The sequence below is a fragment of the Flavihumibacter cheonanensis genome (genome assembly GCF_022352215.1).
Lineage (GTDB): Bacteria > Bacteroidota > Bacteroidia > Chitinophagales > Chitinophagaceae > Flavihumibacter > Flavihumibacter cheonanensis.
The window spans coordinates 49,938-72,993 of sequence record NZ_JAKRWF010000005.1 but is presented as its reverse complement, the minus strand read 5'-3'; the positions used below and the strand labels follow the sequence as shown (position 1 = coordinate 72,993).

The window sequence follows — 23,056 nt, the reverse complement described above, 5'->3', positions numbered from 1 at the left end:
TTAAATAGTGGGTTCCCAGCCCGGTTCATAACTGCGTTTCCAGAGTGCTTCGGCCTTCGGATTGTTTTTAATCCGACCCGTAGCGGAATCAATTTCCAGAATGGTACCAGTTCGTTGCGCAATATTTCCCAATTGAACCAGCAGGGTGCTTTGGTGACCGCCAATGATTTCCGCATTCAACGGACTGCCTTTACGAATGGCATCCAGAAAATTATTCAGGTGGATGGCATCCAATTGTTGAGAAGGGCTGGACAAACTGCTGGTATTAATAGTAGCATCATTGCGCACCTCTTTAACCAGTTTATTTTTCAGGTCGTAAATGGAATAGGCATTGGTACCATCAAATTCCATGGTGCCGTTTTCGGCGTAAAAAATAACACCTACACTGGCTCCTTCCACATACCGCGGGTTACAACTTCTACCTTCCCAGGTAATGGTAGACCGATTGCCGAACTCAATGCTGATATTCTGTGTATCGGGTGTTTCCCAATCGTCCTGATAACGATAACGACCACCCGAAGAGAGGACCCTGGTGGGGTATGTTTCCTGCAAGCCCCAGCGTGCGATGTCCACCATATGGGTTCCGTTGTTCAATGCTTCTCCCGTGCCCCAATGCCAGAACCAATGCCAGTTGTAGTGGATCAGGTTATCCTGGTAGGCTTTGCGGGGTGCGGGGCCTTGCCAGAGCTCAAAATCCAGCCAATCAGGAATCGCTGTTTTTTTGCCAGTTCCAATACCCGGACGATTATTTGAATACCATGTCTTGGCCATATATGGTCTTCCGATAACACCCTCGTGCAAGGCTTTGATACCCGCTGCCACATTGGGCCAGGAGCGGCGCTGGTTACCCATCTGGATAACGGTTTTGTATTTTTTCTGAGCAGCTATCAGCCATTCTCCTTCCTGGGGATTGTGGCTTGCTGGCTTTTCCAGGTACACGTGTTTGCCTGCTTTGGCGGCCAGGATGGCTGCAGGAGCGTGCCAGTGATCAGGAGCTGCTACCACCAGGGCATCAATCGATTTATTTTCCAGTACTTTACGTATATCCTTCTCCGTTACAGGCGACTGTCCCTGTACTTTTGCCACCTCCGCCTGGGTTTTGGCAGCTGCCCGGCTATCCACATCACAAATGATGGCTACCCTTGAATTCGGTTGTACTGCAAAGTTGGTGGCGAGTGCATTTCCTCTGGAGTTTACTCCCATAACGGCGAGGTTCAATCGCTCATTGGAACCTAAAATATTGGCATAACTCGAGGCACTAAATCCAGGAAGGATGCCGCCAACCGTGAGCAGGGCTGCACCCTGGGTAGCGGTTTTTAAAAAGCGACGGCGACTGTTTCGGGATGCTGACATGGCAGACTGCGGGTTCTTGGTTGATAATTTCGTGTACGTACCCGAATATAAGGAAAATTGATATGAAACTCAATTTTCTAAAAATTTTCTGCCTTCGTCAGAAATGCGACTGGCATTCCAGGGTGGGTCAGATTTGCATCCTGGTTTCGATCGTATTCATTACCTCAGCAGCTTCATCCGGATTAAAATCTTCGTGTTGCTTTTTTCGCACACCGAAGACCGTTAGTTCAAAATGATGAGCTGGTATCAGTTGATGGTTGGAGAGGTTTTAACCAGCTTTTTTACATTTCCTCCTACTCCCGCAATGCAGGACATTTCAGCAAGCCCTCTGCGATCCAACTGAAGTGCAATATAGTTGGCCATCTGGGCAGCACTGCTGCAACCCGAGCAGGAGTACACCAGTGGTTTCTCTGCACCATGTTCGGATCTCATTGGTCGGGATTTAATTCAAAAGAGATTTTTCCAAATCAATGGCTGCTGGGAAGAGTATATTGTTTTCGAGATGTACGTGCAGGTGCAGGTCCTCTTCAAATTCACTCAGCATACGGTAGAGCAAATCATAACTGGCACAGGCATCCGCAGGAAGGGTATAATCATCCGTTAGCTGTCGTAGCTGTTCCAGAATGTTACCCGCTGTGTCGTGTTCATGCTCCATCATATGTACCGGGTTTTCAATACTGCCAAAACGGGAAGCCGTTATTCCATCCTTATGATTTTTTACAGCAACCAACTCTTTAATATAAGGGAACAGGATTTGTTCTTCTTTCACCAGGTGTGCACTCAATTCATTGGCCAGCGCCTCTACCAGGGGTTGAATCGTATTTAATTCGGGATGACGATCTCCATGAACCCGTTGCACTTTCGCAGCATAATGCCGCAAATCCGGCAGTACCCGCTTCACATAACTGTGATGTGTATTAACAATATAATCCGCCAGAAAATCGCTGCTCCAGTCCTGATAAGGAATTGGTCTTGTTGATGCAGCAAGATGATCAGTTTGTTGCAGTTCTTTTTCTACAGCTACTACATCCAGGCCTTTTTCAGCACAGGCCTGATCCAGTGTTTTTTTACCACCACAACAAAAATCAAGACCGTATTTTTTAAACACCTGGGCTTTGCGGATGTCTTTGGCTGCTATTTGTCCCAATGTTGCTTTGGGTTCTCCCGCCGGATGTTTACTGATCTTCACTTTCCACCAGTCTGGTCCCTGCTCCAGGTATTCCCAGTTAAAACTGTTTCCTCTCTCTCCTACTAACTGATAGTACAGCGGCTTCGGGTCATGATCGTTGTGGATAGTCAGACTTTCTCCCTTGTCCAGGGCATCAAAGCGGGCAAAAATGGTGGGGTGTTTCTGACGGGGTTCCAGGAGGGTTACATCCAGGATATTGTCGGTTGTTGCAGTTGCCATATAAAAGATTTTATAGTTTGATGCAACAAAGATAGGGAATATCTTTCTATAAAAGTATTTATTTACTTTTATTAACCAAGCCACTATGCTCAGCCTGGGAATTTAACTCCGCTGTAATTTTTGCATAGTTCCAAAAACTGTTCCTGAAGGTCTGTCGCCTCTGTGAGGGGATGTGCCTGCCTTTCCAACAGGTGATGAAAATACTTTCCGGAAACGTAGGCGTTGGGTTCACTACTAGTGGCCAGCCAAACCTGTGTCTCATATCCTTTCTCCAGGTTATCAGGGGCACCACTACCTCCCATTTTAGTAGGCACCCAACCGGGATCAACGGCGTTGGAGAAAACAGCCGGCCATTTCCGGGCGATCGCTTTGGCCAACAGCACCATATGAAACTTCGAATCGGAATAGGTTAGTTGATTTGGGGAAGCTTCAAATTGTGCTGAATGAAATCGCCCCTGCAAATGCATATTGGAGCTCAGGTAAATCAGTCGTTGAGGGGGGTGAATCAAACAGGTTAGTATATACGGCGCAATGGTATTCACATGCAGAATAGTCCGCGGGTTTGCCTGGTATACACCTGCGTTGTGAATATGGACATTAAATCTTCCAGCTTTGTTAACTGCATTTGCCAACGCAATGGTTTGCTCCATGTCAGAGAGATCGCCGGTAACAAGCTCAATCGGACCAGTCAGTTTATTGCGAAGTTTCTGGGCACGTGCTGCATTACGTGCATGAAATAATACCTCATGACCTAAAGCAAGCAGCCGACGGGCGGCTAAAAAACCGAGCCCATCGGCTGAACCTGTGATGAATATCCTTGCCATACTTAATTACTGCTTCAGTGAAGCCATATCAATTACAAAGCGATATTTCACATCCCCTTTCAGCAGTCGCTCATAGGCTTGATTGATATCCTGCATGCGGATCATTTCGATATCAGAAACAATATCATGTTCTCCGCAGAAATCCAGCATTTCCTGTGTTTGTGCGATACCACCGATCATGGAACCGGCGAATGTTTTGCGCATCGGAATCAGGCTGAAAGGTGCAACCGGCAACGGGTTTTCGGGAGCACCTACCAATACGAGCGCACCATCCACACGTAGCTGGCTGAGATAGGCATTGATATCGTGCTGTGCGGAAACAGCATCCAACACAAAATGCAATTTACCTGCATAGCGTTGCATCTGCGCTTCGTCTTTGGACAAGACCACATCATCCGCACCTAATCTTTTCGCATCTTCCACTTTGGAAGGAGAAGTAGTGAAAACAATCACTTCAGCGCCCATCGCTTTAGCGATTTTCACCCCCATATGACCCAATCCGCCCAGCCCAACAATACCTACTTTTTTACCCGGACCTACCTTCCAATGCTTCAAAGGTGAATACGTGGTTATACCTGCGCAGAGTAAGGGTGCAGTTGCTGCGAGATCCAGGTTTTCAGGAACCCTTAGCACGAAGGCTTCATCAACCACAATGCTCTCAGAATACCCGCCATAGGTGGGTGTTCCAAGGTGTTTATCTGGAGCATTATAGGTTTGAGTATGACCGGTGCTGCAATATTGTTCGAGGTCATCCTTGCAGTAATCACATTCACGGCAGCTATCTACCAGGCAACCAACTGCAGCATGATCACCAACTTTGAAATTTTTCACATGAGCACCTACGCTAACCACGCGGCCAACGATTTCATGTCCGGGTACACAGGGATAAATAGTTCCATGCCATTCGTTTCTGGCCGTATGTAAATCAGAATGACAAACACCACAATAAAGAATTTCAATTTCCACATCGTGGGGATGTGGTGCACGACGGTTAATATTAAGCTGGTCCAAAGGCGCATCAGCAGCCTGGGCTCCAAAGGCTTTGACAGGTTTGGTGGGGATGGAGGAGGTTGACATAACTACTATTGAGGGTTTTTAAAATTCACTAAGTGATGGGATAACAACAGGTCACATGTAAAGTTCGCAATTAACCCGCCTCATTAGTAGCAGTATATAAATGAAAAAGGAGCTGCAAATCTGCAACTCCTTTTTTTCAGTCGGGAAGACAGGATTCGAACCTGCGACCCCCTGGTCCCAAACCAGGTGCGCTACCGGCCTGCGCTACTTCCCGATCTCTTTTTACCCGTCGGGTAACCAACGGGTATTGGGATAAGAGGGTGCAAAGGTAGGGATACAGGTGATTGCTTCCAACAGATTGCAAAAATTTATTCGAGAGAACTGATTTCCACCAGGATATCCTGGTTATTGCCATTGCTGGTGCAGAGGTAAACCCGGCCAGCCGGACTTACACATACATCCCTAAGGCGGCCCCAGCGGGTGCGGAACAATTGCTCAGTCGACTGAATTGCTGTTCCTTCCGCATTCAGCTGATGCCGGAAAAGGGTCGCATTTTTGAGGGTTGTCATCAGCAGGGAATTTTTCCAGCCAGGGATGCGATCGCTCCCATAATAATCCAGGCCACAGGCAGCTACGGTGGAAGCTCCGCTAGACCAGATCGGCTCCTTTACCTGGTTGGCATCACAAAAGGCCTGCTCTCCCGGGTCACAGGGGCCATTCACGGATGGCCATCCATAGTTCCTGCCCTTTTCAATGATGTTGATTTCATCTTCAATATTTGGACCGTGTTCCGATGCATACAGTTTATTATTGGCCCAGACCAGCCCCTGTGGATTCCGGTGGCCGAGCGACCAGTAATAATTCCCCGCAACCGGATTATCCCCAGGCACGGATCCGTCCAGCAAGATGCGCAGTACTTTGCCGGCCAGTGATCCTGGCTGTTGCGCCAGGGCTGTATTAGCCGCATCACCCGTAGTCATGTACAAAACAGCAGGATTACCTTCCACTATCACCAGCCTGGATCCATTGTGAATGTTGGCAGCGGGAATATTATCCAGTAGCACTTTAGCATCTGCCAGGGCCCCACCGGTAAACCGATACCGCACCAGTTTCTCCCGATAGGCATCGCCCTCCAGATAATTGTGCACAAAATAAATCCAGCCATTCTGCGCAAAGGCGGGATCCTGCACCATACCCAGCAAACCTCCCTCCCCTCTTGCCACCACGCCGTCCAGGGTAGTGCTGAACAGGGTTTCGCCTGTGCGGGGATCTATTCTTGATACCCGGCCACCCCGCTCGGTCAGCCAGAGATGTTCATCCTTACCCCAAACAATTTCCCAGGGGAAATTCAATCCACCTTTCAACACCCGGATACTGTCCGATGGCCAGTTCTCATCAGGGTTAGTAGCAGGTGGATCATCTTCCCGTGAGCAGGAGAATAAAACGGTACTCAGAACCAAAACCATACATACACTGAAAAAGGATCGATTTCGCATAACCGGTATTTCCTATTATTACGCAAAAATCCTGCCCGAGGTTCAAGCAACAGCCTTTCGTTCCCGAAAGAAAAAGATAAAATAAAGTAATACGGCGGCTGCAATGGCTGCGGGTATTAACCAGATGGATTGCCAATTATGCCCCTCTCCCACTACATAATGATCCGCTACCAGTCCGGAGAACCAGGTACCAATCACCATGCCCAATCCATAGGTAGCAAAGGTGAACAATCCCTGCGCCGCGTTTTTATTTTTAGGGCCGGCTTTTTTCTCGGAATACATATAACCGGTTACAAAGAAGAAATCATAACAGACACCATGTAAAATGATACCAAGATAAATCATCCAGCCATTCGGTTCTCCATAACCGTAAGCAAACAATACATAGCGGAGAATCCAGGCCAGGATACCAATCAGCAGAATGTTTTTGACCCCGATCCGGTTGAATAAAAAGGGTATTGCCAGAATGAACAGGCCTTCCGAAAATTGTCCGAGAATCATCTTCTGCGCCGGCTTATCCATTCCTATTTCATTCAGGAAGGGATTGGCAAATCCATAATAGAAAGCCAGTGGAATACAAACCAGGATCGCAGCAATAAAGAAGATAGAATAAGAACGATCCTTGAATATGCTAAGTGATTCTTTACTAAATAATGAAGTAGACTCGCCAACTTCCCTTCCTTTTGGTGGTGTATTCGGCAAGGCAAAACTCAGTAGGCCAAGTGCCACTGATACTCCCGCTGCGAGATAAAAGGTTTCAGGGGTTTTCTCAATTTCCCAGGTTCCTACTAATAAACCAGCCACAATCCAGCCCAATGTTCCAAATACCCGGATCCAGGGGAACTGTTTTCCAGGGTCGGTCATCTGGGCAAAGGCAACACTGTTACTAAGCGCCACGGTTGGCATATAAACCAGCGAATACGCCAATATTACCCAATAAAATACCTGGCTGTTCTCCACCTTTGTTGCCAGTACCAGCAGGATGGCGCCCACGAGGTGTAATACGCCCATGATCTTCTGCGCCGCAAAGAATCGATCTGCAATCATCCCAACAAAAAATGGAGAGATCATGGTTGCCAATGCCAGTGCACTGAATGCCTGGCCGATATCCTGTCCGGTTGCACCCAAACTGGATTCCATATAAGTTCCCATGGTTACATACCAGGCACTCCAGATAAAATACTGGAGAAACATCATCAGGGAGAGCGAAATTCCTGTGGCGGTTTTCATGCAGTTAGTAGCTTATAGTTTGTAAGCCTGCCGGGCAAACAATTTCCAACCGGATTTTTCTTTTTTCCAAACTGTTAGTACGCCAATCCGGATCGTTTGCTCCTGCCCATTATTGGTGGCCTTTGCATCAAATATAAAGCGAATCGTCGCGTTTTTATCGACTACCTGGATCTTTCTGTCGGTTGCTTCCAGGGTGATAAAATCAACGGGACCTTCCATTACGTCTTTAATAGCAGCCTGCTTGTCATCGAGCCGGCCATTGGAGTGACCATACCACATCTTTGCATGGTAAATATCCTCCAGAGCAGCCAGGTTTTTGTCCACCATTGCTTTGTTCAATTTGTCCAGTTGGGTAGACACTGCCAGTTCTTCCTTCGACTGCCCATAACCGGTAGTAACAAGCAAAAGCAACATATTCAGAATATAAACCCTAACCATAACCGTTATTTTAAGGAATGATTTAATTCGGCGGTTTCCAGCGCTTCAATGGGATCATATCCCTCCGGCACTTTTTTATGCCAGTAAGAGGCCAGAATAGAGCCGGTTACATTCATCAATGGACCAAATACTGCAGCTGCCAGTCCCACTGTTGCAATCTTGCCCATCTCTTTGGCTATGCCGGATGCCAATCCGCCATTTTGCATACCCACTTCAATCGCTACTGTCCGTGAATCCCGCTCACTCATCTTAAACACTCTTGCGAACCAATAACCCAGGAAGTATCCAAAGAGATTGTGAATCAGTACCAATACAATAAGCAAGGGACCGATATTCAGCAGACTATCCCTCCCAGCAGCAGTGATTACCACTATGATCAGCGCAATCCCCAGCATGGAAAGAACCGGCATGGCATCATCCAGCCATTTGGACCTGCCACGCAAGAGTTTGTTTACAATTAATCCCAAGCCAATGGGAAGGATAATCATTTTGGAGATATCCCACATCATATTCAGCACATTGATCTCAATGAAGGCACCTGCCAGCATTTTCATCAGCAAAGGCGTCACAAAAGGCGCCATCAGGGTGGTAATAGAAGTTATAGTAATGGATAACGCCAGATTCGCTTTTGCGAGATAAGACATCACGTTGGAGGCAAGCCCACTGGGTGAGCACCCAATCAGAATAATACCTGCCGCGATCTCTGCACTAAAGCCACTTATACTGGCCAGTGTGAAACCCAGCAATGGCATGATTATGAACTGACTGACTACACCAATCACAACGCCCTTTGGCGTTTTCACCACACTCACAAAATCTTTCACGCTCATGGAGGTTCCCATTCCAAACATGATCAGTTGAATTAGTGGCGTAATCAGGTTGGTGTATTTAAAATCGCCCCAGGAAATAAAATACTGCGGATAACAAAGCGAAGTGGTTACAGCCGCGAAGATCATCAGCGTATAGGTATAGCGTTTCAAGGATTCATATCCTCTGAATCCAATGGCCAATAAAACAAAAAAGGCAATGGCAGCCGGACCTGCAACTGTCCAGTTACCCTGGATGGCAAAAAGCAGCGTTAACACAAGCAATACCAGGGCAAGTCCGATCAGTATTTTTGATAAGCTTAGTTCTTTCACCAGGTTCTTTTTTTCATTACTTCATCCAATTCCTGTTTGGTCATCTTCCCTTCTTCCGGATGTTGTTCCAGCCATTTCAGGAAAGCGAGTTTGATTTCCTCGGTCCACTGGCTATCGATTTGTCCGGTATTATAGCGACCCGTTTTCAGCATCTCTTTGCCAAACTTGTCTTTGCGACCAATAAACTCGGCGGTCAATATTACCTGCTCCGCCATGTGAGCCGGTATAAAGAGCACCCCTTCTCTTTCTGAAATCACCAGGTCACCAGGCAATACAATGGCTTTGCCTATCCGGATCGGTGTATTCAATCCCATCAATACCATTTCTTTCAGGAAGGAAGGATCAAAATCACGTACAAAGGCATTGAATCCTTTGATCTTTGCAAGTCCGCTTAAATCGCGCGCACTACCATCAAAAATGACACCGGTTCCGGTTTTATTAAAGATGGCAGTTCCCAGGTTATCGCCAATGAGAGTACCGCCCTCGATCTTACCAAATCCATCCGCTACATATACATCTCCTTTCACCAGGGTTTCAATTGGCCAGGCATTAGTATTACCTACCCTACCTTGTTTAGCACCTCTTTCTTTGATCTTTTTTTCAATATCCGGCCGCGATGGCATATACATAGCTGTTACCGCTCTACCCACCACCGGCACATCATCATGAATCATTTTCCAGTTGCGTTCAAACTGATTCACATATCCCTCGTTCATGAGTACCTGCCAGGCTTCTTCAATACCGATCTTTTTGGCGCGTTCCATCAGGTCATCACTTACCTTGGGGCGACCATCGGCAAAACGTTCCCCCTTCCATTCGGATGTCAGGTAAATCAATTCTTCTTTCGGGATGGTTTGTCCCTGCGTTTGTTGTGCTAACAGTAAAACACAACCGAAAGCAAGGATTTTATTAAACTTGTTCAGGAGCATGCTAAAAATTTAGAGTTCTTATTTCCGGGGCGGTAATCCATGCAGGGTTACCGGGGTTGCCCGGGCATTCAGGTCGTATACAATTCGTCCGGCGCGAATCGTAAGTTCACATTCGAGTTTATCAGTTGCCTTTACTTTATAACCGGTATAATCAAAGAGCCCGAAATTTCCTTTGCGCACACCCAGGATCGCAATATCTGCTACAGCACCTTCTGACAGATGCCCCAGCTCCTCGCGTTTGATTACCTGTGCGGGTGTCCAGGTACTGGCTTTGATTACCTCCTGCAGTGGCATACCCATTTGCAAAAACTTCGACATGCAGGTAAGCTGATCCTTCATTGCGGCATTCATACTGCCCACATGCAGGTCCGTTGAAATGGTGGTTGGGAAAAATTTCTCCTTTGCGGCTATCAGTGCCTGTGAGTAAGAGAAACTGATACCACCATAACCTACATCAAACACAATCCCTCTTTTTCGTGCGTCATACACAAAGGATTTGACTTTTTTGGTAGTCGTATCTGCAATGAATTCACGTCCGTTCACTTGTGCATAACAGTGCGTAAAAATATCACCCGGACGCAAATGTTCGAGGAACAGCGACTTAAGTGAGAGCGGCGGTTCGGCACCACCAAAGTCGATCATTACCGGAATACCACCTGCCAGATTACCTGCTTTCACAGCGTTGTCAACCGGTATCCAGTCAGGGCGACTGTAATGCGCCACTTTAAATCCGACAATATGTTCTTTATTGGCAAGTGCCACGCGTGCCGCTTCTTCCGGAATCATATCAGTTGTATCTGACTCGTATTTGCCCCCGCGCATACCATGACCAACAATATTCAGAAAAGCCAGCACCCTGGTTTGCGATTGCTGGATGGTCTGTTTTTTGTACAGATCAAAGTTTCTCCAGCCAGGAGATCCTGCATCCACTACGGTTGTAACACCTACCCGAAAGGTGAACCCATCCGGAGGTAACGCACTGGGCGCATTCATATAAGCCTGATCTGCATTATTTCCCCAGAAATTATGCGTATGCATATCGATGAGTCCGGGTGTAACATACAGCCCTTTGGCATCAATCACCTGCACCGCATCGGTTGGAATTGATTTGGCTATTTTTACAATCTTTCCTTTATCAATAGCGATATCCATGATTCCATTGATTCCATTCTTAGGATCAATCACATGTCCACCTTTGATCACAATGGCATAAGTCTGCGCCTGAATCGCGGAAGAAATTATCAGTCCGGACAGGCAAAGGGCAAGCAATTTTTTCATCATGCTAAGAGGCTTTGTAATTCTTCTTTAATTCTACGGGCAACGATCTTGTCTTCTCCCGGCTTGAGCATCCAGGCAGTAACATTGATACCTTTTTTACCACCACCTACTTCAATAGAGGGACTTCCATTCCTAAGCCGTTCCTGCAACTCTTTTCCTTCCGGTGTTTTGCCGGATTTCTCCCAGCTAATGGAAAGATTCGGTGTGATATTACCACCCTGAGGAACCCAGATTTTTGTTTCCACATCCTTCACAGATTTCGCAGCAGCTTCAATCAGCGCAATGCTTTTTTCCCACTGCTTCCATTCCTTATCGTGGTCTCTGGCAATGTATTGCTCCAGTGCTACATACATGCCCAGGATTTCTTCCTTGTTCACTTTCATACCCCGGCCGATGTTGAAACCACGTGGTGGCATATGCAGGCGGGCAGCCTGTATGATGGACTTACGTCCCATTAATAAACCTGCGCTTTGCGGACCGCGAATTGCTTTACCACCAGAAATCTGCACCATATCAAAACCCATATCATTGAACTTCCAGAGATTCGAAACCGGAGGCACATCTGCAGCGATATCAATACTGGTGGGGATACCATGTTTTTTACCCAGGGCTACCCATTCTTCCTGCGAAATCTTACCTCCCTGTGAGATGTTCAGAAAATGCATCAGGGCTGTTTTTTCATTGATAGCACGCTCCAGTTCTTCTACCGTTTCAATGGCCACAATCTTGCAACCGGTATTGATAAAGGCATGATTGTACACGATGTCGTGGGCTTTCTGGCAAATCACTTCCGATTTCATACCAGTGCCTTCAATATGAGGAAGGGCTTCCACTTTTTTCTGATCCATTCCGGTAAGGATACCTGCCAGACCAAGCGTCATTGCCGAGAAAGCTCCGGATGTTACAACAGCTGATTCGGAGTGCACCATCTTCGCGATGCGTTCACCCACTTTATCCTGCAATTCATCCAGCATGCAGAACTGGTCAGCTCCATAATTGATGGCATCCAGTACATAATCATGCATCAATGAACCCGTCATATACGTAAGGGTACCGGTTGCATTGATAAACGTACGTACACCAAGTTCTTTGAACAGATCCCGCTTTGGTGCTGCCAATGGAGAACCGGTTCCTGCAAAAGCGTCCAGACCACCTGCTAATCCGCCTACTGGCAGAAGGCCAAGGCCTTTAATTACATCCCTTCTTTTCATGGGTTGTTATTGTGGGGTTATTTATATGCGATACAATCGATTTCTACTAAAGAATCTCCAGGTACACCACCTTTTGCAACTGCAACGGTTGTACGAACCGGAGGATTTTTGCCAAACCGGCCCATATACACTTCATTCATCGCTTTATAATCAGCGATATCATTCAGGTATACATTCACCTTCAGCACTTTTTCCATGGAGGAGCCTGCTTTAATCAGTTCTTTTTCCAGTTCTTTTAATACATGGTCTGTATGTGCTTTTACATCTCCATCGAAATGGGCGCCCTTACCGGCAATGAAAACCAAACCATTATAGGTGGTAGATCCGGAAAACAGGGGCACCCCCTGAAAATCCGTTACATTTTTAACTTCCTTTTCAGGGGCACTGTTCCCAGCAGCTTTAGCTGCAGCAGATATACCGGTAACACCCAGAATGGATGCAAACAGCGATTTTAATACAGATCTTCTTTGTGTAGCCATGGTATTATTATTTTGATGTTTGTTTATTGCCTCCTTTAAATTCCCTTCCCGGAAATTCCACCCGAAACTGTTCTACATTTCCCTGATCTTGCATGGTAACATACGCTGTTCTGCCATCCGGCCCACCAAAGGCGATATTCGTCGGGCGTTTACCCATCAGCGTTATCTCCTCCAGTTTAGTGCCATCCGGAGCCAGCAGCAGGATCGTACCTTTTCCAAATCTTGTCACATAGAGATTTCCCATCTGATCGCAGCGCATGCCATCCAGGCCATGATCGGTAAACTCATAAAACAATTGTTTGTTTTTGACAGAGCCGTCGGTAGCCAGATCATAGACCCATATTTTACGCTGTAAGGATTCTCCTACATATAGTTTTTTATTATCCGGACTCACTTCTACCCCATTGGTTGTACCCATAGTATCCAGCAAATGCGTAGTACCATTTGGATCGATTCTCCACAGTTGCCCGGTACCATTTTTCCAGTTGGGATCACTTGCATATATCCGGTCTTTATTATCAATCGCCAGGTCGTTGGGCTGGTTCATGCGTGGCTCATGCGCCAGCAGACTGATCTTTTTGGTACGCGGATCCACTTTCCACACATTGTGTTTCGTATAATCAGCCAGTACTAATTGGCCTTTGCTGTTAATCCGGATCCCATTGGCGATACTGCCTTCCGGAAGCACCAGCCAAACGGTTGCTGTACCATCTGGTTTCACCTGGCCAATCGTGCCCTGTCTTTCATAATTCACAGCATAAAGATTTCCCTTGCTATCTACTGCAGGACCTTCAACTCCGCTGGTAAAGGAATTCACCGGTGTAAGCAGGGTTGATTTATGCAATACTTCAGGCTGCGCTGTTGCTGAGATTGTAATCAACAACGCTGCTACCAATAAACCTGTCTTTGCTTTTCCTTTCATTATTTCTTACTGAGTACAGGGGAACTATTTTCCCCTAGTTAGTTACTGATTTTAATCTGTTGCAATCGGCCTTCTGCATCCAGTCGCCATTCCCTACCGGATTTTCTTTCTTTACCAACCAACACAAAACCGGTAGGATCTTTCAATAGTTGCACCTGCTTTGCATCCTTCCAGTTGAGGCCCGGATATTTTTTTCTAAGCTCTTCCATCCCAGATGCATATTGTTTGTGTTGTTCCCGGTGATCTCTCTGAAGGTAATAATATTTCCAAAGCGATTGCTGCATTTCAAGTGTTTCAGCAGAAATAAAGGCAGCGGGACCAGCCTCTTCTGAAAACAGTACATATCCCCAGCGTTCCGGCATATGCAGATCCACTCTACCCTGGGGTGACCAAACAATGTAATGAGGTTGCGCTATGCGGCCGGATGCATCCTTCTGTTTTTGATACACTCCATTCACGACATCCAGTTTCCAGTTTACATGAGAAAAATTCATACGCGCAATTTGTCCGTTACGCGGTGCCAGTGGTATAGCCAATTCCACATCCCATCCTTCATCAATATCACCAGGCTGATTCAATGTTCCGCGCAGTCGAACTGCTTTTTTTAATCCGGGAAATTCAAAATCGGAATCCCCCTTTCCTCCATCGCGGTAAGCTTTGGATAGCATTAAATCCCAGGTGGTACCAAATGCATTAATCTGGAATTCAATATACTGCTGCATATCCCCGTCCATATCTATGAAAAACTCCAGTGCGTTATCCATAAATACGGCGGTGTCTTTTTTAGTCAGACTTGCCCATAACTGTGGCTGCTCCAATTGTGCAAACACATAGAGATACTGTTCATCCCAGCAGAGCTTGAGTGCTGATTTGTTCCCTGTCGGACCACCTGCAATATCCCGGAAATTCGATGTGAACGGAATTTTCTGCCAAATTGTTTCATTGGCAACTCCATCTACCTGAATCGGCTGGTTTGTTTTAACAGCCCGGTATTGCGGAGGTGAAGTTAACAGCGGCTTTAATTTTTCCTCGGTTACTCCATCCGGCAAATAGGCCGCTTTTTGTGCAGCTACCGGTACTGTACAAACGAAGAAAAGACATACCGCCAGCAATTGATTTATGATTGTTTTTTTCAACTGGCTTTATTTCGAATAAGATAACACAATAGGTCGTGCAATTCCGTTCAGGTCGTATACAATCTTTCCTCCAAGGATCGTCATCTCGCAAACCAGTTTTTGGTTGGAGGTGATCTTTGCACCGCTCCGATCCCAGAATCCAAAGTTCCCGGGCATCTGTTGCAATATTGCCACATCCGCTTCTGCGCCAACACTGAGATGCCCCAGATCTTTACGCTGAATCGCCAATGCAGGCGACCAGGTACTGGCTTTAATTAGTTCTTTCAAATCCATTTTCAGGGCAAGAAACGTATTCATCACATTAAGCATATCTTTCATGGAAGCATTCATACTGCCGATATGCAAATCGGTACTGATGGTATTGGGATAGAACCCTGCTGCCGCGGCTGGTTGCGCCTGTGATAGCACAAAACTGGCACCGCCATAACCCACATCGAAAATGATCCCGCGTTCCTGTGCTTTTTTTACAAAGGGCTTGAGCTTCCGGGTTGCTGGATCTACAATGGGTTCACGTCTGTTAAGCTCTGTAAAAGCATGGGTATAGATATCACCCGGACGCAAATGCTGAAAGAACAATTCTTCAATGGAGAGGGGCGGAGGATCACTGCCACCAAAGTCAATGATCACCGGCAGGTTGGTCAGTCGGCCTGCTTCCACAGCCCGATCCACCGGGATCCATTCTCTTCGTTCATAGTGAGCTACTTTAAAACCTACGATATGATCCGGGAATTGTTTGGCAACTGCAGCCGCCATTCGGGCATTCATATCAGTGGTATCCTGTTCCCAGGCACCACCCCGCATCCCCTCTCCCACGATGTTCAGAAAAGAGAGGATCCGTGTTTTACTGTTATCAATAATATTTCGTTTGAAAACAGTAAAATTTTTCCATCCTGCACCACCACAATCAACGGAAGTAGTAACTCCATTACGCAGGGTGAAGCCATCCGGAGCCACTGCTGTTAAGCCATTGCTCAAATAATGATCAGGTTCCGTTCCAAAGAAATAATGACCATGAATGTCTATGAGTCCGGGTACCACCAGCATACCCGCAGCCATCACCACCTGTTTGGCGCCTGTCGTATCCAACTGTTTTTGAACCGCCACAATTTTACCATCGCGGATGCCCACATCCAGTATGGCATCAATGCCATTTTTGGGATCGATTACCCTCCCACCTTTAATTACGATGGAATAGGATTGAGCCTGCACCCAGCCGGAAAAAAGCAACAGGCCAATCAGGAGTTGAATACTTTTTCTCATACTGATTTTTTTAATTCTTCCAGGATGCGTTTGGCCACGATTTTATATTCCCCTTCGCGCAGCATAAAAACAGTGAGGCTGATGCCTTTGTCATTTGCCAGCACTTCAATAGAGGGAGCACCATTACGAAGAGCAAGCTGCAATTCAGCAGGCTTGAGAGAGATATCACCTGTACTCCATTGAATATTCAGCGTGGGCGTATGATTGGCCAAAGGCGGAATCACAATTTCTGTCTGGATGCCCTTGCGCTGTTTGGCCTGTGCTGCAATGTATTCTACCTGGTGCATCCAGTCTTTCCATTCCTTATCGTGATCAATGCTGACATATTTTTCCAGTGCGGCCAGCATGCCTACAATTTCTTCCTTGTTTACTTTCATGCCTCTTCCAATGGTTCCGCCTCTTGGAGGAGCACTTAACCGCGCTGCCTTGATCAGGTCCTTTCTTCCCATGAGGATGCCGGCACTCTGGGGACCTCGTAATGCCTTTCCACCGGAAATACAAACCAGGTCAAATCCCATCTCGTTAAAGCGCCAGAGATTCTCCACCGGTGGTACATCCGCCGCGATATCAATCATGGTTGGGATCCCGTGTTTCTTACCTGCAGCCACCCATTCTTCATGGGAGATCTTTCCCAGGTTGGCGTGGGCATTCAGAAACCAGAGCATTGCGGTCTGCTCATTGATGGCATTATGCAGCTCCTCCAATGTTTCAATTTCAACAATTCGTACACCCGTATTCGTTAGTGCATGCACATATCCGCTGTTATGTGATTTTTGAACCAGCACCACTGATTTCATTCCATCCAGGCGGGGCAATTGGGCAATCTTTTTGGGATCGGTTCCGGTGAGCACACCTGCAGTTCCAAGCACCATTGCCGACCAGCAGCCGGCGGTAACAGTTGCCGCTTCTGCGCGACATATTTTAGCAATCCGCTCTCCCACTTTATCCTGTACTTCATCCAGCATTACATAGGATTTTGAAACCGCATTGATGGCTTCCATCACTTCCGGATACATCAGGGAGGCTGTCATGGCCGTATAGGTTCCTGCAGCATTGATAAAGGATCGCAATCCCAACTCGGTTATATAATCCTTCTTAGGCGCCGGCATGGCAAATCCACCGAGCGGCAAAGCGGCTCCTGCTGGCGCAACAGATAAATATTTCAGTAACTCTCTTCTTTTCATGTTGGCATTTTTAATAGTTAAATCCTCGAGCTCAGCAGCACTTGTTTCCCCTCTATACTCACTTCAAAGAGGCCGGAGGAAACCAGCAACTTCACTACCATTTTAAGATTCAGGCCCGTTGATATAAATCCGGAAAATTGTTGTTCGGGAAGCTGACCGGTAACCGTAAAATCAACCTGGTACTTTTCTTTCAACACTGCCAGGAGCTGGTTGATATCCTGATCCTCAAAAACCAGGTAACGGGCATCCTGATCCTGCGTTATTTCTTTCAGCAGCAATTCTGATTCAATCAATTTGGATTCAAACCGCAGGTAGCCATCTTCGGTGGTATTTACAAAACTGACTTTGGACAACTGTTGCAGTTTGGGCTCTACATAAAGTGCCGCCAGCATGGCAGAAACCGGCTCCTCTCCTACCCGCAGATCCGCCTGGGTACAGCGATGCACCAGGGAAGCAGGTTTCAGGTAAAAATAGAGGGAAGCAGTAAACAGCAATCCAAAACAGGTTATGGCAAAATGTCTTACCCAATTAATGGAAGGTTTGCGATAAGATGATTTTTCAGCCTGTTGTACTTTATTCAATAATTTTTCGAGCTGTTGTTCCCTTCTTGTTTCCAGGTTAGTGATACCAGGATTTGTATCCCCATCCAATTCACTTCGCTCCATAGTTTCCATCAGTTGAAGCAGGGATGCTTCATCCAGTTCTCCACTTAAAAAGCGGTCAATGACAGATTGGAAGGATTGTTTATCCGGCATAGGTATGTGCTTAAAAAATATGCAGGAAAATAATCAGCAGGGTATAACCCAATGAATATCTTAGTTCTCTGAGTGCTTTGGTTAAATGATTTTCTACTGTTTTAGGTGATATCTGAAGAAGTGCTGCAATTTCCTTATGACTTAATTGTTCTTCCCTGCTCAGCTTATATACTTGTTTGCATTTTGTAGATAACTGATTCACGATGGAATTGATATGATGCAATAATTCCTTCTCTTCCATCTGGTCCTGGCTGCTGACTTGTTGGTATTGATGGGCCAATGCAGCAAAAACATCTGCATGAACTTTACCTGTTTTAATTTTCCGAATCACTTCATACCGAACCGATGCAGAAAGGTAAGCAGCTAAGGAAGCAGTGATCACCAATGAATGCCGGTTATTCCAGATACGCACAAAAATTTCCTGGATAATATCCTCACATGCAGGTTCATCCTTCAAGAGGGCATACGCTTTGCGAAATAAAATCTCCCAGTACCGGCGATACAAGATAGCCAGTGCTTCCTCATTGTTATTCCGCATCCGGATCAGCAGTTCTTCATCCCGAATAGTTGCCTCCTCCATGAGTTTTAGTTTAAGCGTTATTTGGATCCTGTTTGAGTATTGATTTCTTTTCTCACTTCACTTACTTCATCCGGACTGATCGCACTGGCTGAATTACCAAATTGGGAACGTATATAGGTCAGCACTTGTGCGATGTCCTCATCTTTCAAAAACCGGTGTTGCGGCATATTGGAATTATAGGGTTTGCCATTTACCTCGATGGGGCCATCCATTCCCATCAATACCAGGCGTATCAGGCGATTCTTATCACCAGTCACCCAATCGGTATTTCCTAAAGGAGGAAAGCGGTTTCCATCTCCCTGGCCATTTTTCTGGTGACAGCCACTGCAATACCGGTTGTATATTTTTTCACTATTGGAAACCAGTCCGGCTTCGAGATCATCTTTCTTTATATCCGGTGTACGAATATGCGCCTGTAGTTTTCTTGCTTCCATGGAAGCCAGCTGCTTTTTGCCAAACTTCTTTTTGCCGGTATACATTACCCGCCAGATTTTTCCGTGTTCGGTATCACTGAAATACATGGAACCATCCGGCCCCATACTGATGCCCATAGGGCGATAGCGTGCATTATTTACATTGACGATTGGATCCACTTCTGCAAAACCATCGGCAAATACTTCCCAATCACCGGTAGGCTGATTGTTTTTGAAGGGAACAAAAACAATGATATAACCCGACTGCGGATAAGGGGCCCTGTTAGTAGAACCATGAAAGGCTATGAAAGCTCCATTCTTATAGTGTGAAGGAAACTGATTACCTGTATAAAAGAACAAATCGTTTGGAGCCCAGTGACCGGGAAAACCGATAAGAGGATCTACATATTTACCGGAGCTGTCGGCAATTTTTCCATCGCCCCCATACTCCGGTGCGAGTATGCGCTTTCCAACCAGTTGATCATAGTAGTAATATGGCCAGCCGGCGTCATCGCCTTCTTTTATTTTAAGAAACTCCTCAGATGGCAACATGGCACTTTGCCAGGGTGTATAAATATCAGGGTAAAGGCGATAGAGATCATCCCTGCCATGATGCACCACATAGAGTGCGTCATCCGCATTGTTCCAATCCATGCCTACGATGCTGCGTAAGCCGGTAGCATATCGTACACCATCTTCCTGGCGCTGGTTGAGTTTATTGGCATCAAATTTCCAGACACCACCATGGTCGTCGAGCCAGGGACAGGGATTGATACCTGGTGATCCTGGTACCCGGTTTTTTTCCTGGCAATTGTTGTTGGGTGCACCAAATGCCACATAGATATTCCCTTTTTTGTCAAATGCAATTGGTTTGGCGATATGTTCATGCCGACCGTGCGCATGATCATCAATTACCACTGTTTCAATGGGCCCGGTTGGCACCAGTTTACCAGGTTCCAGTTTCTGGCGGAATACATATAATTCTGAACTGAAATAAATATAACCGTTGTGCACTTTCATGGCAGTGCCATAACTACCCTTATCCTCGTAATTACCAAATTTAACTACCTGATCAGCTTTGCCATCGCCATTGGCATCACGTATGGCAGCGTTCCCACCAATACTGTCCGGGAACCGAAGTTTCACATAGATATCACCGTTAGTATTCACCGTAATGTGGCGGGCTCGTTCACGCAGGCTGTCCACCACTACAAGAGCTTCAAATCCATCCGGCAGAAAGAGTCCACCATTTTCAGGATCGGCTTTGGGCATAGTGGTGGGATTGATACCCGAAGTACATATCAGCAATACTACTAATCCGAGCAATTTGATCCGCGGCATGTTGGGAGCAATTTAATTTTGGAACAGGCGTGCCATAGGTATGTTACAGGAAGCCTTGTTTTGTAATCAGGTAAATCGATAAATCTCCTGAGGAATACAAATGGCAACAATCCACCCTAGGAGTCCGAAATAGGGCTAATCCCCTACTTTATTTTTAGGATTTTATATTCCGCTGATTCACCTAGTATTTCACATAAGCAGAAAACATAAACTATCCCTATTCTCTTATTTCTTTTTCCAAATGCTCTCTAGTGGTGTATACCGAACAGCAGGTGCATTCAGGCTGGAATACAAGCTGGTCGGGAAAAACAGCGCCGTCATAACAGTGAGACCATCATCCGCCAGCAGTTCAACTGAACTATGATCCATCACTACCGTCCACTTCAATGAATCTCCGGCTGCTATGCGTGGCGCGTATAGCCGTTTTGCAAAATCCGGATGAAAATCAGAAACTCCTGCTTTCGTCCGGTCTATGTAATAACGATTGCTCACCTTGTCAAAACCCAATCTGAGTTCTTCTCCTGCTTCATTGGAAAAAATCCATTCTACCGGTTGCAGCGGGGTGGCATCCAATTCAAACCGGGCAGGTAATTGAAGGGTTGCTGGCGCTGTAGTAGTTGATCCCGCCAATTGATTCAACTCGTTCAACAAAGTTGATTGCAGGTAATACTCATTGCCAACTTTTTGAAGTGCCAGTTCCCGTACCAGCGTAGTTGCACTTCTCCAGTTTTGAGTAGGCACCTGGTTGGCATAAGCCCAGTTACTCATCCAGCCAATCAATAATGTACGATTAGCAGTATTGGACCAGGTTACACCGGCATAATTATCCGGACCAAAATCCATCCAACGGGTATCTGTATGCGAAGCAGTGAAATTCCTGCCATCAAAATCTCCGACAAAATATTGGGTACCGGATCCCCCATTAGGTGCACCCGGATTCATGTTTACGATTAATACCCATTTTTCTTTTCCATCTGCACGAAATGAAACCAGGTCCGGACATTCCCACACGCCACCATGCGCACCTCTATCCGCACCAAAGGATGATTCATAGCTCCAGCTTTTAAGATCCGGTGAGGAATAAAATTCGATATGATCTTTCACGGCCAGAGTCATGATCCATTTGTTGACACCCGCCATCCAAAACACTTTGGGGTCCCGGAAATCAGTACCCTCCGGTTTTCGCAGTACCGGATTGCCTTCGTATTTGGTCCAGGTTTTACCCTCATCGTTGCTATAGGCCAGACTTTGGTATTGAAAATCTTTACCCCGGCTTTTTTCTCCATCCGAAGAATGGTGGGTAAAGATGGCGACCAGTGGCCCTTTTCCATCTTTGCCTAATCCTGAAGTATTCTGTTGATCATATACCGCACTGCCGGAGAAAATCCAACCCAGACTATCCGGGAAAAGTTTAATAGACTGTTCCTCCCAATGCACCAGGTCGGCACTGGTAGCATGTCCCCAATGCATAGGTCCCCATACCGTACTATCCGGATAATGCTGAAAGAAGAGATGATATACCCCATTGATATACACCATTCCATTGGGATCATTCATCCAACCTGATTTGGGCGTGAAATGGAGTTGGGGGCGATAGGGCTCCTCATAAACGGAAGACACCTGACCAGCTTCCGGCGCAGCAGCTTCTCCGCAGGAACTGAGTTTACCCAGGCAAAACAGGAAAACAACTGAAACAAAAAAAGTCCGGAATCTCATGGCATTAATATTAATCCTAATATACCCATTTATTAAACTGTGGTTACATTTTATTCTCTATCGGCAAATAGTAAGTATACCAATTGTATTACTTCAAAATTTACCGATATGAGACTAGTTTGTAAAAAACCAATCTCCCTGATAGCCATCGCATTCGCAGGAACTTTCCTTTTCAGCAGTTGTCAGAAAGAAGAATGGGCTCCGCTCGATGAAGTGTTAAACGGTTCCGGAGAAAGAGGCAATAATTCCTCCACAGGTAATGGGTCCTCTGCTATTCTTTTAGTGATTGATGAAGAAAGCATCGACAACGGCAACCCACCCAATAATTTCTCAGAAAGAGATGTAAACGACCAGATCGCAACAGTAGGACAAAGAAGCACCCTGCGTTATTTCCAAAGCAATGTGGGCAAATCCATTAATCTCTACACCGGAGAAGTTGGAGATGAAGGCTGGCATGCACTGAAAAGCATTCCCAATAGCTGGAAAGCAGCCGGACCAACCAGCAACGGATCACAAAATTTCCTCAAGGCCGGCCCCGGACTCGGTGGCGGCAACGATGACCGAGAGGTATTGCTGGACAAAATCCCGAATGTAACACCCCTTAGAGCAACCGGCTTAAAAATGTTAATCGGACAAACTGTATTAGCGGTTGTGTATGACAGTGATATCAGTATTAATTACGGTCCGCTCAATGGAAACCTACAGGGCGCTAACCTGGGCATGGTAGCATTAAAAGTAGAACAAGTAACCAAACGTACCAATGGATCCAGTGGTTCCTTACCGGTAGTAAAAGTAAAAATCCTGAGTGTAGAATCCGTAAAAGGCTTACCCCTGAAATTATTCAGCAACGCGCCAGTTCCACGTTCCTCCTCTGAACCCTTTGATATAAATCCGCCAGCAACAGCAGCTGCTGTTCAGCTGACTACCGCTCCATAGTTGTTTTCAGT

Annotated in this window: 22 protein-coding genes and 1 tRNA gene; 1 reads left to right on the top strand and 22 read right to left on the bottom strand. The window is 46.3% G+C overall.

Features of this window, described 5'->3' with window-relative positions; all coding sequences use genetic code 11:
- The 22 genes from MD536_RS19345 to MD536_RS19240 form a co-directional block, all read right to left on the bottom strand.
- A complete protein-coding gene (locus MD536_RS19345) occupies positions 1 to 1,353 on the bottom strand; it encodes a Gfo/Idh/MocA family protein (protein ID WP_239603155.1) in 1,353 nt (450 codons plus the stop codon).
- A gap of 246 nt (positions 1,354 to 1,599) precedes the next feature.
- Positions 1,600 to 1,785 carry a putative zinc-binding protein gene (locus MD536_RS19340; protein ID WP_239603153.1) on the bottom strand — a complete coding sequence of 62 codons (186 nt, stop codon included), beginning with the start codon at positions 1,783 to 1,785 and terminating at the stop codon, positions 1,600 to 1,602.
- A 10-nt stretch (positions 1,786 to 1,795) separates the two neighbouring features.
- Positions 1,796 to 2,761 carry an iron-sulfur cluster repair di-iron protein gene (gene ric, locus MD536_RS19335; RefSeq protein WP_239603151.1) on the bottom strand — a complete coding sequence of 322 codons (966 nt, stop codon included), beginning with the start codon at positions 2,759 to 2,761 and terminating at the stop codon, positions 1,796 to 1,798.
- 89 nt (positions 2,762 to 2,850) lie between these two features.
- Positions 2,851 to 3,585: an SDR family NAD(P)-dependent oxidoreductase gene (locus MD536_RS19330; RefSeq protein WP_239603149.1), complete on the bottom strand. Its 735-nt coding sequence runs from the start codon at positions 3,583 to 3,585 to the stop codon at positions 2,851 to 2,853.
- A gap of 6 nt (positions 3,586 to 3,591) precedes the next feature.
- Positions 3,592 to 4,662 (bottom strand): NAD(P)-dependent alcohol dehydrogenase, encoded by a 1,071-nt coding sequence (locus tag MD536_RS19325; protein ID WP_239603147.1) that lies wholly within the window; start codon positions 4,660 to 4,662, stop codon positions 3,592 to 3,594.
- Positions 4,663 to 4,802: 140 nt separating this feature from the next.
- A tRNA-Pro gene (locus tag MD536_RS19320) sits at positions 4,803 to 4,876 on the bottom strand.
- A gap of 94 nt (positions 4,877 to 4,970) precedes the next feature.
- Positions 4,971 to 6,098, bottom strand: a complete 1,128-nt coding sequence (locus tag MD536_RS19315; protein ID WP_239603145.1) for a PQQ-dependent sugar dehydrogenase — start codon at positions 6,096 to 6,098, stop codon at positions 4,971 to 4,973.
- Positions 6,099 to 6,140: 42 nt separating this feature from the next.
- Complete coding sequence (locus tag MD536_RS19310; protein ID WP_239603144.1) at positions 6,141 to 7,328, bottom strand: nucleoside permease; 1,188 nt, start codon at positions 7,326 to 7,328, stop codon at positions 6,141 to 6,143.
- Between the two features lie 12 nt (positions 7,329 to 7,340).
- On the bottom strand, positions 7,341 to 7,766 hold the full coding sequence (locus MD536_RS19305; protein ID WP_239603142.1) for a nuclear transport factor 2 family protein: 426 nt from the start codon (positions 7,764 to 7,766) through the stop codon (positions 7,341 to 7,343).
- Between the two features lie 5 nt (positions 7,767 to 7,771).
- Entirely contained in the window at positions 7,772 to 8,905 is a 1,134-nt protein-coding gene (locus tag MD536_RS19300) for a bile acid:sodium symporter family protein (RefSeq protein ID WP_239603140.1), read from the bottom strand.
- Complete coding sequence (locus MD536_RS19295; RefSeq protein ID WP_239603138.1) at positions 8,902 to 9,834, bottom strand: RraA family protein; 933 nt, start codon at positions 9,832 to 9,834, stop codon at positions 8,902 to 8,904. The genes MD536_RS19300 and MD536_RS19295 overlap by 4 nt, the downstream gene beginning before the upstream one ends.
- A gap of 18 nt (positions 9,835 to 9,852) precedes the next feature.
- The gene (locus MD536_RS19290; protein ID WP_239603136.1) at positions 9,853 to 11,115 is read right to left on the bottom strand and encodes an amidohydrolase/deacetylase family metallohydrolase; all 1,263 of its coding nucleotides are present in this window, start codon (positions 11,113 to 11,115) and stop codon (positions 9,853 to 9,855) included.
- On the bottom strand, positions 11,112 to 12,323 hold the full coding sequence (locus MD536_RS19285) for an aminotransferase class V-fold PLP-dependent enzyme (protein WP_239603135.1): 1,212 nt from the start codon (positions 12,321 to 12,323) through the stop codon (positions 11,112 to 11,114). The genes MD536_RS19290 and MD536_RS19285 overlap by 4 nt, the downstream gene beginning before the upstream one ends.
- Before the next feature lie 17 nt (positions 12,324 to 12,340).
- On the bottom strand, positions 12,341 to 12,802 hold the full coding sequence (locus tag MD536_RS19280) for a RidA family protein (RefSeq protein WP_239603133.1): 462 nt from the start codon (positions 12,800 to 12,802) through the stop codon (positions 12,341 to 12,343).
- Positions 12,803 to 12,809: 7 nt separating this feature from the next.
- Entirely contained in the window at positions 12,810 to 13,724 is a 915-nt protein-coding gene (locus MD536_RS19275) for an SMP-30/gluconolactonase/LRE family protein (protein ID WP_239603131.1), read from the bottom strand.
- Between the two features lie 38 nt (positions 13,725 to 13,762).
- Positions 13,763 to 14,860: a carbohydrate-binding family 9-like protein gene (locus MD536_RS19270; protein ID WP_239603129.1), complete on the bottom strand. Its 1,098-nt coding sequence runs from the start codon at positions 14,858 to 14,860 to the stop codon at positions 13,763 to 13,765.
- Between the two features lie 6 nt (positions 14,861 to 14,866).
- On the bottom strand, positions 14,867 to 16,120 hold the full coding sequence (locus MD536_RS19265) for an amidohydrolase/deacetylase family metallohydrolase (protein WP_239603127.1): 1,254 nt from the start codon (positions 16,118 to 16,120) through the stop codon (positions 14,867 to 14,869).
- Positions 16,117 to 17,304, bottom strand: coding sequence for a selenocysteine synthase (locus MD536_RS19260; RefSeq protein ID WP_239603125.1), 1,188 nt, complete (start codon positions 17,302 to 17,304; stop codon positions 16,117 to 16,119). Before MD536_RS19260 ends, MD536_RS19265 begins: the two co-directional genes overlap by 4 nt.
- Positions 17,305 to 17,321: 17 nt before the next feature.
- Complete coding sequence (locus tag MD536_RS19255; RefSeq protein WP_239603122.1) at positions 17,322 to 18,059, bottom strand: DUF4974 domain-containing protein; 738 nt, start codon at positions 18,057 to 18,059, stop codon at positions 17,322 to 17,324.
- 10 nt (positions 18,060 to 18,069) lie between these two features.
- Complete coding sequence (locus MD536_RS19250; RefSeq protein ID WP_239603120.1) at positions 18,070 to 18,639, bottom strand: RNA polymerase sigma factor; 570 nt, start codon at positions 18,637 to 18,639, stop codon at positions 18,070 to 18,072.
- 17 nt (positions 18,640 to 18,656) lie between these two features.
- Complete coding sequence (locus MD536_RS19245) at positions 18,657 to 20,393, bottom strand: PQQ-dependent sugar dehydrogenase (RefSeq protein WP_239603119.1); 1,737 nt, start codon at positions 20,391 to 20,393, stop codon at positions 18,657 to 18,659.
- Positions 20,394 to 20,618: 225 nt separating this feature from the next.
- A complete protein-coding gene (locus MD536_RS19240; RefSeq protein ID WP_239603117.1) occupies positions 20,619 to 22,109 on the bottom strand; it encodes a glycoside hydrolase family 32 protein in 1,491 nt (496 codons plus the stop codon).
- A 108-nt stretch (positions 22,110 to 22,217) separates the two neighbouring features.
- On the opposite strand from MD536_RS19240, the gene MD536_RS19235 reads away from it, so the two are divergent.
- Positions 22,218 to 23,045 (top strand): hypothetical protein, encoded by an 828-nt coding sequence (locus MD536_RS19235; RefSeq protein ID WP_239603115.1) that lies wholly within the window; start codon positions 22,218 to 22,220, stop codon positions 23,043 to 23,045.
- Positions 23,046 to 23,056: the final 11 nt, after the last annotated feature.

Excerpts from the sequence above, each read along its gene's own strand:
- MD536_RS19345 (WP_239603155.1), bottom strand. The coding sequence starts at position 1,353 with ATGTCAGCATCCCGAAACAGTCGCCGTCGCTTTTTAAAAACCGCTACC.
- MD536_RS19340 (WP_239603153.1), bottom strand. The coding sequence starts at position 1,785 with ATGAGATCCGAACATGGTGCAGAGAAACCACTGGTGTACTCCTGCTCG.
- ric (WP_239603151.1), bottom strand. The coding sequence starts at position 2,761 with ATGGCAACTGCAACAACCGACAATATCCTGGATGTAACCCTCCTGGAA.
- MD536_RS19330 (WP_239603149.1), bottom strand. The coding sequence starts at position 3,585 with ATGGCAAGGATATTCATCACAGGTTCAGCCGATGGGCTCGGTTTTTTA.
- MD536_RS19325 (WP_239603147.1), bottom strand. The coding sequence starts at position 4,662 with ATGTCAACCTCCTCCATCCCCACCAAACCTGTCAAAGCCTTTGGAGCC.
- MD536_RS19315 (WP_239603145.1), bottom strand. The coding sequence starts at position 6,098 with ATGCGAAATCGATCCTTTTTCAGTGTATGTATGGTTTTGGTTCTGAGT.
- MD536_RS19310 (WP_239603144.1), bottom strand. The coding sequence starts at position 7,328 with ATGAAAACCGCCACAGGAATTTCGCTCTCCCTGATGATGTTTCTCCAG.
- MD536_RS19305 (WP_239603142.1), bottom strand. The coding sequence starts at position 7,766 with ATGGTTAGGGTTTATATTCTGAATATGTTGCTTTTGCTTGTTACTACC.
- MD536_RS19295 (WP_239603138.1), bottom strand. The coding sequence starts at position 9,834 with ATGCTCCTGAACAAGTTTAATAAAATCCTTGCTTTCGGTTGTGTTTTA.
- MD536_RS19290 (WP_239603136.1), bottom strand. The coding sequence starts at position 11,115 with ATGATGAAAAAATTGCTTGCCCTTTGCCTGTCCGGACTGATAATTTCT.
- MD536_RS19285 (WP_239603135.1), bottom strand. The coding sequence starts at position 12,323 with ATGAAAAGAAGGGATGTAATTAAAGGCCTTGGCCTTCTGCCAGTAGGC.
- MD536_RS19280 (WP_239603133.1), bottom strand. The coding sequence starts at position 12,802 with ATGGCTACACAAAGAAGATCTGTATTAAAATCGCTGTTTGCATCCATT.
- MD536_RS19275 (WP_239603131.1), bottom strand. The coding sequence starts at position 13,724 with ATGAAAGGAAAAGCAAAGACAGGTTTATTGGTAGCAGCGTTGTTGATT.
- MD536_RS19265 (WP_239603127.1), bottom strand. The coding sequence starts at position 16,120 with ATGAGAAAAAGTATTCAACTCCTGATTGGCCTGTTGCTTTTTTCCGGC.
- MD536_RS19260 (WP_239603125.1), bottom strand. The coding sequence starts at position 17,304 with ATGAAAAGAAGAGAGTTACTGAAATATTTATCTGTTGCGCCAGCAGGA.
- MD536_RS19255 (WP_239603122.1), bottom strand. The coding sequence starts at position 18,059 with ATGCCGGATAAACAATCCTTCCAATCTGTCATTGACCGCTTTTTAAGT.
- MD536_RS19250 (WP_239603120.1), bottom strand. The coding sequence starts at position 18,639 with ATGGAGGAGGCAACTATTCGGGATGAAGAACTGCTGATCCGGATGCGG.
- MD536_RS19245 (WP_239603119.1), bottom strand. The coding sequence starts at position 20,393 with ATGCCGCGGATCAAATTGCTCGGATTAGTAGTATTGCTGATATGTACT.
- MD536_RS19240 (WP_239603117.1), bottom strand. The coding sequence starts at position 22,109 with ATGAGATTCCGGACTTTTTTTGTTTCAGTTGTTTTCCTGTTTTGCCTG.
- MD536_RS19235 (WP_239603115.1), top strand. The coding sequence starts at position 22,218 with ATGAGACTAGTTTGTAAAAAACCAATCTCCCTGATAGCCATCGCATTC.